At 67.1% G+C, this 15376-nt stretch carries 11 protein-coding genes; 3 read left to right on the forward strand and 8 right to left on the reverse strand.

Annotated elements, in window-relative coordinates; all coding sequences use genetic code 11:
* Nucleotides 1-75 precede the first annotated feature (75 nt).
* From ACIP5Y_RS20280 to ACIP5Y_RS20290, 3 genes are all read right to left on the reverse strand, one after another.
* Nucleotides 76-2349, reverse strand: coding sequence for an NB-ARC domain-containing protein (locus ACIP5Y_RS20280; protein ID WP_400351792.1), 2274 nt, complete (start codon nt 2347-2349; stop codon nt 76-78).
* A gap of 109 nt (nt 2350-2458) precedes the next feature.
* Nucleotides 2459-3676: an SEFIR domain-containing protein gene (locus tag ACIP5Y_RS20285; protein WP_400351793.1), complete on the reverse strand. Its 1218-nt coding sequence runs from the start codon at nt 3674-3676 to the stop codon at nt 2459-2461.
* A gap of 51 nt (nt 3677-3727) precedes the next feature.
* Nucleotides 3728-6619, reverse strand: a complete 2892-nt coding sequence (locus ACIP5Y_RS20290; protein ID WP_400351794.1) for a CHAT domain-containing protein — start codon at nt 6617-6619, stop codon at nt 3728-3730.
* Between the two features lie 140 nt (nt 6620-6759).
* Here ACIP5Y_RS20290 and ACIP5Y_RS20295 point away from each other — a divergent pair, with 140 nt between their 5' ends.
* The gene (locus ACIP5Y_RS20295; protein ID WP_400351795.1) at nt 6760-7143 is read left to right on the forward strand and encodes a hypothetical protein; all 384 of its coding nucleotides are present in this window, start codon (nt 6760-6762) and stop codon (nt 7141-7143) included.
* On the opposite strand, the gene ACIP5Y_RS20300 is transcribed toward ACIP5Y_RS20295, so the two are convergent.
* Nucleotides 7140-8087 (reverse strand): RNA polymerase subunit sigma-70, encoded by a 948-nt coding sequence (locus ACIP5Y_RS20300; protein ID WP_400351796.1) that lies wholly within the window; start codon nt 8085-8087, stop codon nt 7140-7142. The genes ACIP5Y_RS20295 and ACIP5Y_RS20300 overlap by 4 nt on opposite strands.
* Nucleotides 8088-8187: 100 nt before the next feature.
* Here ACIP5Y_RS20300 and ACIP5Y_RS20305 point away from each other — a divergent pair, with 100 nt between their 5' ends.
* Together ACIP5Y_RS20305 and ACIP5Y_RS20310 are read left to right on the forward strand one after the other, a co-directional pair.
* Complete coding sequence (locus ACIP5Y_RS20305) at nt 8188-8979, forward strand: SDR family NAD(P)-dependent oxidoreductase (RefSeq protein WP_400351797.1); 792 nt, start codon at nt 8188-8190, stop codon at nt 8977-8979.
* Between the two features lie 79 nt (nt 8980-9058).
* Entirely contained in the window at nt 9059-9472 is a 414-nt protein-coding gene (locus ACIP5Y_RS20310) for a nitroreductase/quinone reductase family protein (protein WP_400351798.1), read from the forward strand.
* A 2-nt stretch (nt 9473-9474) separates the two neighbouring features.
* Here ACIP5Y_RS20310 and ACIP5Y_RS20315 read toward each other — a convergent pair whose 3' ends face one another.
* The 4 genes from ACIP5Y_RS20315 to ACIP5Y_RS20330 form a co-directional block, all read right to left on the reverse strand.
* Nucleotides 9475-11709, reverse strand: coding sequence for a germacradienol/geosmin synthase (locus tag ACIP5Y_RS20315; protein WP_400351799.1), 2235 nt, complete (start codon nt 11707-11709; stop codon nt 9475-9477).
* 108 nt (nt 11710-11817) lie between these two features.
* Nucleotides 11818-13224 carry a family 2B encapsulin nanocompartment shell protein gene (locus ACIP5Y_RS20320; RefSeq protein WP_400351800.1) on the reverse strand — a complete coding sequence of 469 codons (1407 nt, stop codon included), beginning with the start codon at nt 13222-13224 and terminating at the stop codon, nt 11818-11820.
* A gap of 189 nt (nt 13225-13413) precedes the next feature.
* Nucleotides 13414-14109, reverse strand: coding sequence for a response regulator (locus ACIP5Y_RS20325; RefSeq protein WP_400351801.1), 696 nt, complete (start codon nt 14107-14109; stop codon nt 13414-13416).
* Nucleotides 14106-15335 (reverse strand): sensor histidine kinase, encoded by a 1230-nt coding sequence (locus ACIP5Y_RS20330; protein ID WP_400351802.1) that lies wholly within the window; start codon nt 15333-15335, stop codon nt 14106-14108. Before ACIP5Y_RS20330 ends, ACIP5Y_RS20325 begins: the two co-directional genes overlap by 4 nt.
* Nucleotides 15336-15376 lie beyond the last annotated feature (41 nt).

Here is a 15376-nt window from a genome sequence, read left to right on the forward strand (position 1 = left end):
GGTATTACGTAACCGAAGTCGTCGCCGATGGTTGCGATGGGGAACGCTCTTCGAAGGACGACAGCGGGAGTCTGCTCACGAAGTTCGGCGCACCTCGTGGTCCGTCTGGACATACCGACCGCCCGGGCTCTCGGTCATTCGCTGTCTGATGCGATCGACCGCCTGGGCGTCACCCAGCTGCAGGTATTCGGTGAGGGCGTGCCGCCAGTGCCGTCGCGCGGTCGGCCAATCCGATTGGGCGGCAGCGATTCGCCCCATGCCCTCCTGTCCGCGCGCCTGCTCGAGGATGCTGTCGGCGGCGCGTCCGAGCCGGGTGGCGCGCTCGAAGGCCTCGGACGCCTCGGGCAGCATTTCCAGCCCGGCGTAGGCCTCCCCCAGCACATTGCATGCCATCGCCTCGTCGACGTGCAGGTCGATCGCCCGGAACAGCTCGATGGCGGCGAGCAGTCTGCGCACCGCGGTCGTGCATCTCCCGAGGCAGACCTCGATATTGGCGGTATCGCGCAGCAGGATCGCGGTATTGCGCACATTGCCGAATTCGGTGGTGTACGCCAGCGCCGTAGTGCTCAGTTGCAGGGCTTGTTCGAACTCGCCGCGATGGACGTGGATCCACGCCTGATGGGCCATGGTGGTGTGTTCGCCCTGTGCGTCGCCGATGGCCGCGAACAGGGCGCGGGCTCGCTCGTACAGCCGGGCCGCGGCGGTATCGTCGCCCGTGCTCAACCTGACCAGGCCGAGGTTGTTGCAGGTGATCGCCTCCGCGTAGACATTGCCGGCCCGTACCGCGGCGGCCAGCCCGAGTTCATGGGTTTCGATCCAGAGATCCATGTCATTGGTGATGAACACGAATTCCCTGAGTGCGAAGGCGAGTTGCCAGCACTGGGCGTCGAGTCCGGCGTCGAAGGCCGCATGCGCCGCGGCCGCGAGGTTGTCCCGGTTCGCCGTAAGATCATGCACCGCGCTGTGATAGTCGTTGTAGCGGTAGGGGTTTCCGCTCGGCGCGGGAGTCATTCCGTCGCGGTGCCGGTCCGGGGTCAGCAGTCGATCGGCGGCATCGGCTCGCGCCAGATAGTGACCGACGATGCGAGACGTGGCCTGCCGCACGACATCCGGCCCGAGGGTCGTCGTCGCCCGCCGCTCGGCGAAGGCCCGCAGCAGGTCGTGATAGCCGTATCTGCCGGAGAGCGCCACGTCGAGCAGGTTGGCCTCGACCAATCGACGCAGCTGCCGTCGAATCTGACCATGGTCGGCTGCGGCGAGCGCGGCGGCGGCGTCGGGGTCGAAGGCCGGTCCCGGATGCACACCGAGGAGGGTGAAGGTGCCGGCCAGGTCCGAGGGCAACCGGACGACCGACTGCTCGAAGAGGCTTTCGAGATCGCGATCGCCGTCGTGGAAGACGGCGATATCGGCCGGGGCCGGCCAGGGCTCACTGCGCAGGACGGCGGCGGCGATCCTGATCGCCACCGGCAGGCCGTGGCACTGTGCGGAGATCAGCCGGCGTTGCGCAGCGTCCGGGATCTGTTCCGGGGCCAGATCGGCGGTCAGTCCGTCGAGCAGTTCGACCGAATCCCGCGCCGACAGCGGTGCGATCCGGATATGGCGGGCATCCTCGAGCCCGTTGAGATTGCTCCGGCTGGTGATCAATACCGCACAGTCCCCTTCCGCGGGCAGCAGCGGCTCGACCTGCGCGGCGTCGAAGGCGTTGTCCAGCACCAGCAGCAGCGATCGGCTGCGCAGTTCCGCGCGCAACAGCGCCGTGCGCCGATCCTGATTCGCCGGCACCGCCGCGGCGGCAATATTCAACTGCCGCAGCAGTTTGTCGGCCGCCTCACCCGGCGAGAGCACGGGCTCTGCCGCATAACCGAGCAGGTTGACGAACAAGCAGCCATCAGGGAACTCGGCCTGCAGCGTGCGTGCCGCGCGCACGGCCAGCGTGGTCTTACCGACGCCGCCGAGACCGGATACGACACACAAGGTGACGGCGTCGCGCTCGCCGGTCAACGCGGTCCGGATCCGCTGCAACTCGGCTCCCCTGCCGTACAGGTGCGGGGTATCGCGCGGCAGATCGGCCGTTCCGGCGGGGAGGCGAGGCCCCGGCTCGCGGAGACGCGCCAGTTGCACGGCATCACGCAGGGCGGCAAGGCGTTTGGCCTCCTCCCGGCCGATCCGCACGTCGAGCAGCAGGCGGTCGAGCACCTCGGTGGCCGGCAGGGTGGTGCCGTTCAGATAGGCGTAGACGCTTCCGGTAGCGACATTGAGCCGCTTGGCCAATTGCGCCCGGTTGACCCTGCCGTGCTGTTTCTCCGCCCGCAGCATGGCGGCGGACAGTTCGGAAACGAACTGCCGCATCGCAGTTTCCGCTGTGCGTCCGTGCGCCCGCTTGCCAGCCACCACAACCTCCGGCCCGAAGCTCACCCGATTCCGGGTGACTCCCTCCGAGTGTGGTGCAGTGACACGATCACGTCCACGGTCTGTTCGGCAATCGGACGACCTCGGAGTTGGGTTGTGGCCGTGCGTGGATCGGCTGTCTGGTGATGACCCGGAGCAAATCCTCCGCCCCGTCGACGGTGTATTCGGAAACGACGTAGAAGTCGGCGATGCCGGGTTGCAGGAACAGCGGGATCTCGGCGGCCGAATGTCCGGGCAGCACTACCGGCAGAATCTTGCCCAGCCAGGTGTCGCGGTCATTGTGCAGCTGATCCATCAGCACCGACAGTTCCGACTGCATACCGCGATTCGCGAGACCGCCGAGCTTCCCGTCCGCCACGCGTTTGCAGTCCGCCGATGCGATGACGAGCACGAAATCCGCGGCGGTGATCTGATCGATCGCCCATAGATACCAGTTCCGCCTGCGATCGAGATCCCAGCGGTCCACGTGGACGTCGAGTCCGCAACGGGCGGACAGGAATTCGGCGAAGTGCAGAACGGCCTCGAGGTGCGCCTGATCGTCATGGGTGTAGGAGATGAACACCCGGGGCGTCTGCGGCGGTCGTGCGGCCGGGCGTTCCCGGCCGGGCCGGAGGGTTCTTTCGAGGACGGACATCGAATCCGGCAGTTTCAGCACCACGTTCGCCGGTTCGGCGGTGGGCTCGTAGAGCTGGGCCGCCTCGGAACCGGCGCTCAGATCGAATCGGGCGGTGATATCGACCGCCAACTCCGCGCAGCCCGCCGGCACCACGAGGGTCGCCCACGCGGTATACGCCCCCGGCCGGACTCCGCCGGCGCTCGCTGCCGTATGCCGCCAGCGCACCTCGGGCCCGCCGATGCCGAACAGATCCACCATCGGATAGGTCACCGGCAAACTGACGCCGACGCCGGGCGTGAACACCAGAAAAGGGTCCGGCACATACGATTTCGGCTGTTGTGGCTCCAATACGCAGCCCGGTATCGCGTCGACGACGACCGCGGCCGACATCGCGAACCCGACCTCGAACCAGGACGGGCCCGGTGCGCCCGGCTCCAGCAGCAGGTCGTAGTTGATCTTGAGCAGGTAGGCGTCCCGGTCACTGAAGTTCTCCGGTCGCGGCGTCACCCGATGGATCTGCCAGCCGCGCATCTGCAAGGCCCCGAACGCGATCAGGCAGGATGAAGTGTGCACAGCGCGCTGGCCACCGTCGTCCAGCAGCAGCCGGACCGCGATCGGTATCTCCTCGTCGAACGGACTCTCGATCGGCATCGCGCGGAGCCCCCTGTCGTGCCGGTGATTCCGGCTACCAGAATAGTGCTGTCAGGCCCCGGCATGAAGGTGTGCGGCCCAGTAGGCCGGTTCGGGAAATTTCTTGCGTACCTTGTGAATCGCGCGGTGCAGGGCCGCCGCGGCGCCGCTCGCGTCGATCGGCGTGCCGGGCTCCGTCGCGGTGGTCAGAGCGTCGTAGAACTCGTCGGCGATCCGGACCGCGAACCGATGGTTCACCGCCCACAGGGTGCCGATGACGTGCGGGTACCCGGCCAGCTGGAATGCCGAGGAGAGGTGGATCGCCTCGTCGATGAGCCGGGTATCGATGGTGAGGGCGGTTTCGCACGCCGAAAGGTATGCCAGCTGGGCGTGTTCGAGGTGAATCGGAGCCAGTGCCGCGACCGTGAACCGGTCGGTACGGTGATCGTGCAGCAGCAGGCGACTTTGCGAGGGGTCGGCGGGATCACTGGCGCCGTGGCAGGCGAAGTGCGCGATCGTGCAGGCGGGAAGCAGCGCCAGCACATTGGATTTCGTCGGCACCGTGTCCGATGGCGTGGCGGCGAGGTCCGCGGGATCGGGTTCGACGAGAGTCACCGATTCCGGCAGCCGGATCGCGAGCTTGCGTGTCTCCTCGGACAAGAAATCGAGCCGATCATCACGACCGGGAGTGGTCGGCATCATCACGATCAGCGCGCGTGAAAGCGCGGCGGTGACGTGCGGCGCTCGGCGCGCATGCCGCAGGGCGGCGATGGTCGGGGTATACGACGAGACGACCCGGTCGATCACGGTTCGGGCCGCCGGTCCGGGTGGGTCGGTGTGGTAGCCGGCGGCGTGGATGGGCAGCAGACTCAGTAGTCCGCCGGGCATCCACCAGATACGGGGGCCCGCTGAGCCGGGCGCGGCCGGCTCGTGATGCACCGTATCGAGCACGGGGCTCGCCGCAGCGTTCCACAGCCATTCCAGGATCTGACTCAACTGTCCACGCGCGGTGTGCCGTTCGAGCATGGTCGTACCCCGCTGGGCCACGGCCACGGCGCGATGGAAGGCGATGGCCTGCTCGGTGACCAGTTCGGCGGACAGGTCGGGCAGCCGCAGGCCGGTGATGCCGTCGGCCGACAGTAGCAGTGCGTCGCAACGATATTCGCTGATATTGAACGCGACGATCGGCCCGTGCGCGGCCGCGGCGAGCAGCTCGTCCCGGGTAGGCGGTAGCGCGAAGGACGCGAAACCGTCCAGTTCGCGAATCCGGCCGAGCAGGTCCTCGAACTCACCAGCCAATTGATGGCGGTCGGGTGCGGCGTACACCGCATCGTCGAGGCTCCGGTCGCGATCGAGCAGGTCGCGGAGTTCGGTGAAGCGATCCGCCAGATCCTGGTGCCGCACTGCGAGGTCGGTGAGATCGCCGCGGACGTGCAGGGCCTGGCTGAGCAGTACGCCACGCCCGGCTTCCAGCAGTTGCAAGGCGATCTCCGGTCGATCGCGCTCGGCGATGTCGGGATTCCACAGCGCCAGGGCCGCCGCGTCGGCGGCGAGTCCGGCGAACCCGCCCAGCGCATACTGCTGATCGGCCCGCTCCAGCGAACGAGCCGTCACCTCCGGCAGCAGCCGGACGGCGCCTTCGAACAGTCTCGCCGCCCGCGCCGGATCGGATTGCGCGACCAGCCGCCCGGCAGCGCGAGCCGCTCGAATACGAGTCGACGGTGCAGCCCCCGCCGTGTCCACCGCCTCCTGAAAAGCATTGACGGCCTGGTCCAGATCGGCCTGCATCTTGCTCTGCTCGAACCGGCTCTGCAGCGCGTCCCCGAGGTTGGACAGATATACGGCTCGGTCGGGCCGTTCGATGGCACCGGCATCCACTGCCTTTCGCCCCACCGCTACGGCCTCATCCAGGTCGGCCGGCACCCCCATCCGATCGAACCTGATCCGCAGTGTGCTGCCGAGATTGGACAGGTACATCGCCCGGTCCGGGTAGCCGATAGGGCTGGCCTCCACTGCTTTTCGGCCCACGTCCACCGCTTCGTCGAGATCACCCGGCGCGCCGGCCGCTTCGAATCGGGTGCCCAGCGCATTGCCGAGGTTGGACAGATACATCGCCCGGTTGGGGTGCTCGATGGGGCCGAGGTCCACCGCTTTTCGCCCCGCGTCCACCGCTTCGTCGAGATCGGCCTGCGACCTCGTCCGATCGAACCTGATCCGCAGCGCACTGCCCAGGTTGGACAGGAACATGGCCCGGTCGAGTGCGTGCAGGCTCGGCGCGGTCGCCGCGTGCCGGTACAGCTCCACTGCCTCGTTCAGATCGGTCAGCGCCCCTGTCCGATCGAACCGGCGCTGCAGCGCACCGGCCAGGTTGGATTGGTACCGTGCCCGGTTCGGATGGTCGACATCGCCGGCGGAAAGGGCTTTTCGTCCGATCGTCACCGCCTCGTCCAGATCGGTCCGCATCCCGAGCCGCCCGAACCGGGTCTGCAGCACGCCGCCGAGGTTGGACAGGATGGATGCCAGGTCCGGGTCATCGGCGGCGGCGCCGTCCACCGCCTGCCGCCCCACCCGAATCGCCTCGTCCAGATCCTCCGATGCGCCCGCCCGCTCGAATCGGCGCTGTAGCGCGCCGACGAGATTGGTTTGATAAGCCGCGCGATCGGGATTGCCGGCTGCGGTGAGGTCGACGGCCTCCCGGCCCACCCGGATCGCCTCGTCGAGATCGGTCAGGGTCCCCCGCAGCTCGAACCGGACCCGCAATGTGTCCCCGAGGTTGGACAGATACGTTGCCCGCGCCGGATGGCCGATAGGGCTGGCGTCCAGCGCTTTTCGCCCCATCACCGCCGCCTCGTCCAGATCGGCCGGTTCCCCGGTCTGCCCGAACCGAGTTCGCAAGGTATACGCGCGGTAATTGGACAGCGCACCCGCATCCATATCGCGGGTGTGTTCGTCGTCTGCAGGCACTTTGCCGCCGCCCTCCGCGGAGTATTCGACGATTCGTCGCACGCGCCGGCCGACCGTCCGGTCGTCACGACGTGGCGCAGGCGGATTCGGGCGAGGAGACTGTAGGCGTACTGCTGAAATCGTCCCGAGGAGCAAATGTTATGGCACCCGACAAGCCTTTCGGGATCGATCCGGAAGATTTCGAACGCGCATTACGGGAGGCCGGGATCGATATCCGTGACCTCCTGGGCAAGGCCAGCGAGTACATCGATCGCACCAGCATGAGCACGGTGGCCTCGCTGCTCGGTCAGTTCGTGCAGCCGGAGCGCACGCGGCCGCCGAAACCGGAGGGCGAGACCGCCGGTGAGACCGGCAGTGGCGTGTGGGTCATCTACAGCATCGACGAGGACGGCGGCGCGCGAGTCGAACAGGTCTTCCCGAGCGAGCTCGAGGCCTTGCGCGCGCATCGCGACAATACCGACGAGCGTCGTCGCGTGCGGTTCCTGCCCTACGGTGTCCCCGCCACCGCACTCGACACACCCTAGGGATCTCGGCGCAGGCTGCGTGGCAGCCCGAAGTACGGGAACAGCGCGGTATCGCCGAAGCGAGTGATCGCGCTGACCTGTGTGTCCGCGAGTGTGAGCACGAGCAGCCCGTTGGCGCGGGCAATGGATGTGTGCGCGATGTGCTGGTAATAGCCGAAAGCCGGTTGACCGTTCGCGCGGACCGGGACCAGCCGCACGGCGGGTCGCTGCCGCCACAGCCGGGTGAACAGGGCCGCGATCTCGTCCGGGCCGATGCACACCAGCGGTTCGGGCGGCATGGCAAGGCGCGCATCGGAAGTCAGCAGGGCGATCAGGCCCGCGACATCGGAATCGGCGAACGCGGTGGCGAAGCGATCGACCAGATCCCGCTCCCCCGCCGGTGGCAGGCGCCGCGAGGCGGTTGAGCCGGCTCGCTGCGGTAGAGCCGCCCGGGCCCGCTGTAAGGCGCTGTTGACCGCGGCCGGGCTGGAACCCAGCATGTGCGCGACCTCCGCGGCGGGAAATCCGAGCACGTCACGCAGCACCACGGCGGCACGCTGCTGCACCGGAAGATGCTGGAGCGCCGTCACGAAGGCCAAGGCCAGGGTCTCCTTCGCCTCGTATTGTGCTGCGGGTCCGGGCGCCGCATCGGCCAGGGTGCCGAGCAGATCATCGGGATAGGGTTCTGCCCAAGCGATTTCGCCGGTCGTCACCGGCCTGCGGCCGGCATCACGTAATGCGTTGAGGCACTTGTTGGTTGCGATCCGGTACAGCCAGGACCGGATCGACGCTTCACCCCGGAACCGGTCGAGGCCGCGCCACGCGGCCAGCAGTGTCTCCTGTACCAGGTCCTCGGCATCCTGCAGCGACCCGAGCATCCGGTAGCAGTGCAGGTGCAATTCCGGCCGATAGCTGTCGACCAGTTCGGCGAAGGCCACGCCCTCGTGTACCGCCGGCTCACTCATAAGGGTTACGACACCGCGCCGACCGGAAAGTCATCGGTGAGTGCCGCGGTCCGCCCGGGTCATTACTCAGGACCGTTCCGAATCGAGCAAGGAGCAACCCGTGTCACTCGCTGACAAACATGCCATCATCTACGGCGGCGCCGGAGCCATCGGCGGCGCCGTCGCCCACGCCTTCGCGGCCGCGGGCGCCACCGTCCATCTCGCCGGCCGCGACAAGGCGGCGCTGGACAAGATCTCCGCCGAGATCGCCGCTGCCGGCGGCAAGGTCCACTGCGGTGTGATCGATGCGCTGGACGAGACGGCCGTCGCCGAGAATGTCGAGGCGATCGCGGCGGGCGTTGGTCACCTCGATATCTCCTTCAACGCCATCAGCGTTCCGCAACCCGGCGTGCAGGGCATCCCCTTGACCCAGCTTACGGCCGCCGGTTTCACCGACCCGGTCACCACTTACACGCGGGCGAACTTCATTACCGCGACGGCCGCGGCTCGCCAGATGCAGAAGCAGGGTTCCGGCGTCATCCTCACCGTCACCGCCGACCCGGCGCGCCATGGCACGCCGCTCATGGGCGGCATGCCCGCGGCCTGGTCGGCCATCGAAGCCCTCACGCGTGGTCTGTCGGCCGAACTCGGTTCCAGCGGTGTCCGAGCGGTCGGTATCCGTTCCCAGGGCATCCCCGAAACCGAAACCATCGCAACGGTCTTCGGCTTGCACGCCCAGGCGCTGGGCATCGGCGTCCAGGACTTCCACGCCATCATCGAGCAGACCAGTCACCTGCGCCGCCTGCCCACCCTGCGCGAAGTCGCCGCTACCGCCACATTTCTCGCCTCCGACGCCGCCGCCGCGATCACCGGCACCATCGTCAACCTGAGCGCCGGCAGCGTCTCGGACTAGACAGAACTGCCCGCAGCCGCGCGGAATTACCGCGCGGCTGTTCTGGTTGGCGCTGGAGAGATCAATCCAGGAGGGTCAGATGAACGCATTCAACGAGAACGTGATCGCCGAGTTCCGGGCCAATGGCGGCCGGGTGGGCGGAACCTTCGAAGGCCAGGAGAACCTGGTGCTGATCACCACCACCGGCGCGAAATCGGGCCGGCGGATCACCAACCCGCTGGTGTTCGTGCCCGACGGTGAGCGGATCGTGCTCATCGCCTCCAACGGCGGCGCCGACAAGCATCCCGCGTGGTACCACAATCTGCGCGCCAACCAGCAGCTCACCGTCGAGCTCGGGACCGAGACCTATACGGGCAAGGCCGAATTCATCACCGGCCCCGAACATGACGAACTGTACGAGCGGATGATCGAGCTCATGCCGGTGTTCGCCGAATACCGTGCCAACACCGGCCGTGAGATCCCCGTGATCGCGGTAACCCGCCAATCGGCCTGACCTCAGCCGCGATTGACGCTCGGCCGTAGCGCACCGGTGCCCAGACCACTCGGACGCAGGAACGTCCGCGCCGCCGGCGGGCGATACCGGTCGATGAGTTCCTGCTCGCGGTATCTGCCGGTTCCTCTGTGCCAGTGCAGGATTCCGGCCATCCAATCCTGCAGTTCGGCCGCGCGCTGATCGAGGGTCCGGCGGGTGGCGTCGTCGAGCTCGTATTCCTCGTAGAGGATGGGCAGCTCCTGGGCGACCACCCGCTCGAACTGCTGCAGGCGCGCGGTCATCAGGTCATTGACGATGGTGACGGCCCGGTCGCGATCGCATTCGAAGAAGTTCTGCATGACCCGGACGGCATTGTGGAACTCGCCTTCGAACTCCGTCTCCTTCTGGTACGAGAACAGATCGTTGAGCATGACCGCGTAGTCGGCGGCCGTATTCTCCAGATTCCGCAGGGTCTGGGTCCGGTAGACCTGCGGCGGGACCAGGTTGCCGTGCGAGATCCGGGACAGCGCCTGGGTGAGGTCCGAGCCGAAGGTGTCGCGGCGCATCTCCACGAAGTCCACCGGGTCGGGGATCCGGTGCAGGTTGTGGTTGACCGTCTCCCATTCGCACGCCTCGAGGAATTTCGCCACGGCCGAGCGGAATTCGTGCTTCTGGTCGAGGTCCATCGCCAGGGTGGTGCGCGACCACAGATCGGCCAGGCCCAGCTCGAGCGGATTGGCCGGGACGGCGGTGGCGACATCGTCGGGCATGAATTCGTGGAGTCGCCGGACCAGCAGCCGGGATACGGCGATGTTCCTGGTGGGGAATACGACGGCGGGATAGTAGTCGTCGACGTAGGTACCCCAGGTCAGCCACTCGCTGGCCAGATCCAGTTCGTCCTGGTCGGCATCGGGATCCAAGCCGGCCGCGCACAGGGCGAAATCGAAGTCCCGCAGATCCTTTTCACTCCACAGGTTGTGATCCGCGAGCTCGGGGGGATCGATCATCCCCATCTGCCGTGCCCACGAGACCACGTGCTCGCGTGCGGTGTCGAGCAGCGGATTCAGCCGGAGCGTGTAGGGCATGTAGATCTCCGGCAGCGGCGTGGGACCGACCGCGGTGAGGGGTGCGTGCAGGAAGCTCTTGACCCGCTTCAGCCCCGCCCCCTCGGCGCCGCGTGGAATCCGTAATGCGGAGGTGCCCAGCCCACTCGGCGCGAGCAGCTCGGCGAGCCGGCGGGCGGGCGCGTCGGCTCCGGCCTGCCCGCCCTTGTTCATGTACCGGCTGGAGCGCAGATGCCATTCGTGCCCACCGGCCTGCCAGTCCTGTAATCCCTTGGCGTACAGCGAGACATCGGCCTGTTCCTGCGGTGCGGCGCCGTATTCGGTGAACAGCAGCGGCAATTCGACGAGCGCCGTGTTCTCGAACTGCTGCAGTCGTGAGGTCAGCGTGTCGTTGACCAGGTTCGCGGCGGTCTGGGTGTCGCAGCCGAGGAAGCGTTCCATGACCAGGATGCCGTTGGCGTTCTCGCCCTCGTTCTGCACCTCGCGCTCATAGGAGAAGATGTCGTTGCGCAGGTGCACCGCGTCGGCGAAGGTGTCGCGCAGTACGCGCAGCGGCCGGGTCCCGGCGAGATCCGCGGGCACCTCGGCGTGCACGGCGTGCTCGACGAGGTTGGCCGACCAGGGCGCGCCGCCCACCTTGCGCCGCATCTCGATGTATTCGATCGGATTGGCGACCCGGTCCTCGGTGATATTGGCCAGCTCCCAGCGGGATTCCTCCAGCAGCGCCGCGGTGGTCTCGGCGAATCGCCGCCGCCAGTCGACCGACATCTCCGGCACGGTGCGCGGCCACAGGTCGACCAGGCCGCGTTCCACCGGATTGGTGGGTTCCGGCATATCGATGCTGTCGATAGGCATGAAATCGCGCAGCCGGCGCAGGTACTCCCGCGCTCCCGCCGAGTCTTTCGTCTTCTTGAACAGTTCGAGGAAGTGGTCGTCGAAATAGAAAACCCAGACATACCAGTCGGTTATGAGGTTGAGTTCGGCACTGTCGCAATCGGGATGGGTATACGCGCACAACAGCCCGTAGTCGTGCCGTTCGAGATCGGTCTCGTCCCAGATATGCCTGCCCTCTTGCGGTTCGAAGAACCCCATCTGCGCCGCCCAGTCGCGCGTGTGCGCGCGGGCGGCCTCGAGATGCGGATTCAGCCTGGCCGGATACGGCATGTAGAAGTCGGGGAGTTCGAAGGGCTGCATGGCACTTCCTTCACAGGCACGCAACGCTGATGGAAGGTGGCGAACGGTGGGGGACGCCACTCACCAGCGGCGTCCCCGCATCCAGCGGTCGAGCAAATGCCGTCGAGCTCAATCCTGCCGACGCGCGACCTGAACGTTGTCGAGTACGCCCAGCGCGTCGGGAACCAGTATCGCAGCCGAGTAGTAGGCACTGACCAGGTACGAGATAATCGATTGGTCGTCAATGCCTTTGAAGCGCACATTGAGTCCGGGCTCGTACTCGTCCGGGATGTTGGTGGCATGCAGACCGACCACACCCTGATCCTTCTCGCCCGTGCGCATGGCGAGGATCGAGGTGGTGCCGGTGTGGCTGATCGGAATCTTGCTGCACGGGAACACCGGTACGCCCCGCCAGGACGGCACCCGATGCCCGTCGATCTCGACGGGTGACGGGTACAGCCCGCGCGCATTGCACTCGCGGCCGAATGCGGCGATCGCCTTCGGGTGTGCCAGCAGCAGTTTCGTGCTGCGGCGCATGGCCAGCAGATCGTCGAGGTCGTCCGGGGTGGGCGGACCGGAGTAGGTGTCGATGCGGTACTTGTGATCGGCGTTGTGCAGTAATCCGAATTCGGGATTGTTGACCAGATCGGATTCCTGGCGTTCCCGTAGCGCTTCGATGGTGAGCCGCAACTGCTGCTGGACCTGATCCATCGGATCGTTGAACAGATCGGCCACCCGGGTGTGGATGCGCAGCACGCTCTGCGCCACGCTCAGTTCGTATTCGCGGGGGCTGAGCTCGTAGTCGACGAAGGTGCCCTGCAGCAGCGGTTCGCCGGAGTGTCCGGATTGCACCTCGATGCTGGCCTCGCCCTGTTTGTTCTGCGGCTGCGCCGCCGCGGCGGTGTACTGCTCGAGATGCCGGCGCAGTGCCGGTGTGCGGTCGAACATTTCGTTCAGCTCGCTACGCGGCAGTACCAGCACCGTGACCGCGGTGAGCGTCTTGACGGTGACCGGCCAGATGGCGGAGGCGTCGACGAGCACGTCCTCACCGAAGTAATCGCCGCCCGCCAGAATGCCGGTGACCTGCTGCTCCCCGTATTCCCCCACACCGATCTTCGACAGCTTGCCGTGCACCACGAGGTACAGCTGATCCACCGGGTTGCCGAATTCGGCGACCACTTCACCCGGTTCGTAATCGGATTGTTCGAACAGATTCGACAGGGTGGACAGTGCCTCCTCGTCATCGAATGCGCGCAAAGCGGGCAATTCTCGCAATTCCTGCGGGATCACCCGGGCCTTGCCATTGTCGGTGAGGAATTCCAGTTCACCGTTGCCGAAGGTGTAGGTGAGCCGCCGGTTCACCCGGTACACGCCGCCGTGCACCTCGACCCAGGGCAGCATGCGGGTGAGCCACCGCGAGGTGATGCCCTGCATCTGCGGTTCGGATTTGGTGGTGTGCGCCAGATTACGGGCCGCTGACGTACCGAGACTCTTCTGTGCCTGATTTTCGATTTGAGCGGGCGTTTCGATCGACATGCGTCATCCTTCTTCCCACACGATGCGCACGACCGCGACCGCCTTGGGCACGCCGCGACCGGAGGACTCGCCGCAGACGAAAGGCTCTGTGCGGCAGTGCATTCTGGCAAGCATTACGGTACGACGCGATCACCCGCGACGTGCGGATTTCGTCGAATATCACGCTCGCGCCGAAAACCGGAGGGTCGGCTAGTTTTCGGGGCGGCCGCGAGTTTCGCTGTGGCCGACCCGGACCAGACCCGATTGATAAGCGAGCACCACCAATTGCGCACGGTCCCGGGTACCGAGTTTGGCCATCGCCCGATGGACGTGCGTGCGCACGGTCAGCGGGCTCAGATACAGCTGCTCGGCGATCTCCTCATTGGACTTGCCGGCCGCCACCTGCACCACCACTTCGCGCTCGCGCACGGTGAGCGCCTCGAGGGTCTGCCCGGAACCGGCGGGGGCCTGCACCGGCTGGGCGAGGAAGCGGGCGATGAGGGCCCGGGTCGCGGTCGCCGACAGCAGGGCGTCGCCGCGGGCCACCGTGCGGATCGCGGACAGCAGTTCGTCCGGGCCGACATCCTTGCCGAGGAACCCGCTCGCACCCGCCCGCAGCGCTCGGGCCACATAGTCGTCGATGTCGAAGGTGGTCAGAATGAGGATGCGGGTGGCGGACAGCGCACTGTCGCAACAGATTTCGGTGGTCGCGGCGAGCCCGTCCATACCGGGCATCCGGATGTCCATCACCACCACGTCGGGCCGGGTGGCCCGGGTGAGTTCCACGGCCTGTGCGCCGTCGGCGGCGACACCGACCACTTCCATATCCGGCGCGGCCTCGATGAGCAGCCGGAAGGCCGCCACCAGCAGGGTCTGATCGTCGGCGAGCAGGACTCGGATCGTCACGCGGTCCGCTCCCCCGCGTTGCGCATCTCTCCCGCGCCGCGCAGCGTTTCCACGGTGTGCAGCGGCAATTCGGTGCTCACTTCGAATCCGCCTTCCGGTCTGCGGCCCGCGAACAGTCGTCCGCCCATCGACAATGCGCGCTCCCGCATGCCGAGCAGTCCGTAACCGGTCTCCCCGGGCACACCGCCGCGCCCCGCGTCGATCACCCGAATGCGCAGGCTGCGACGCGAATACGTCAACACTACCGACGCCGACGAGGTCCGCGCGTGCTTGGCGACATTGGTCAGCGCCTCCTGCACGATCCGATAGGCGGTCAGATCCACGCCCGGCGAGAGCGGCCGCGGTTCCCCTTCGATCGTGACCGATATCGAAAGGCCCACGCCCGCAAACGATTCGACGAGCCCGGGCAGCGTGTCGAGGCCGGGCGCCGGCTCGAGCGGCGCCTCGGCATCGCCGGATTGCCGCAGCAGCCCGACGGTGGCCTTCAGTTCCCGCAGGGCCGACGAGGTGGTTTCCGCCAGCTGGGTGAGCATCTGCTGCGCCTGATCGGGCCGAGTGCTCAGCACATACGAGGCGACTCCCGCCTGCGCATTGGCGAGGGCCATGTGGTGGGCGACCACATCGTGCAGCTCCCGCGCAATCCGCATGCGCTCCTCGTCGACCCGGTGCCGGGCCTCGTCCTCACGGGTCCGTTCGGCCAGTTCGGCCCGCGCCTCCACGGCCGCCACATAGTCGCGGCGACTGCGGACCGAATCGCCGATGGCCCCGGCCAGCAGCACCCAGGCGCCGAGCCCGATCGTCGGCCCGGCCACCGGCACGTCCTTGCCGAAGGCCACCGACACCACGACCAGGATGATCGCGGCGCCCACCGAATACGTCCGTGCCGTATAGCGATCGGTGTGCGTCGCCAGCGCGTACAACGCGACGGTGACCGACCCCAGCAGCAGTGGGGTGAGGGGCGCGGTGAGCGCACCGATCACGACGCAGCACGACATGGTCACCACGACCACCGTCCGGGGCCGGTCGCGATTCCACATCAGTGCCAGGCATGCCACCGCGGCGAGCACCAGGACCGCGACCGACGGTGTGCGGTTCAGCAGGAACTCCCCGCCGTGGACCGGGGTGCTCATGCTGCCGATGACCGAGAGCCCGAACGTCACCACCACGAGCGCGGCGTCGATCGCATGTGGACTGCGCCGGCAGCGCTCTCTCCATTCGGCTCTCATGCGGTCGTACCCCTTCCTCCGGTTACCAGCCATGATGCCCG

It is taken from the genome of Nocardia sp. NPDC088792, from assembly GCF_044750615.1.
Taxonomy (GTDB): domain Bacteria; phylum Actinomycetota; class Actinomycetes; order Mycobacteriales; family Mycobacteriaceae; genus Nocardia.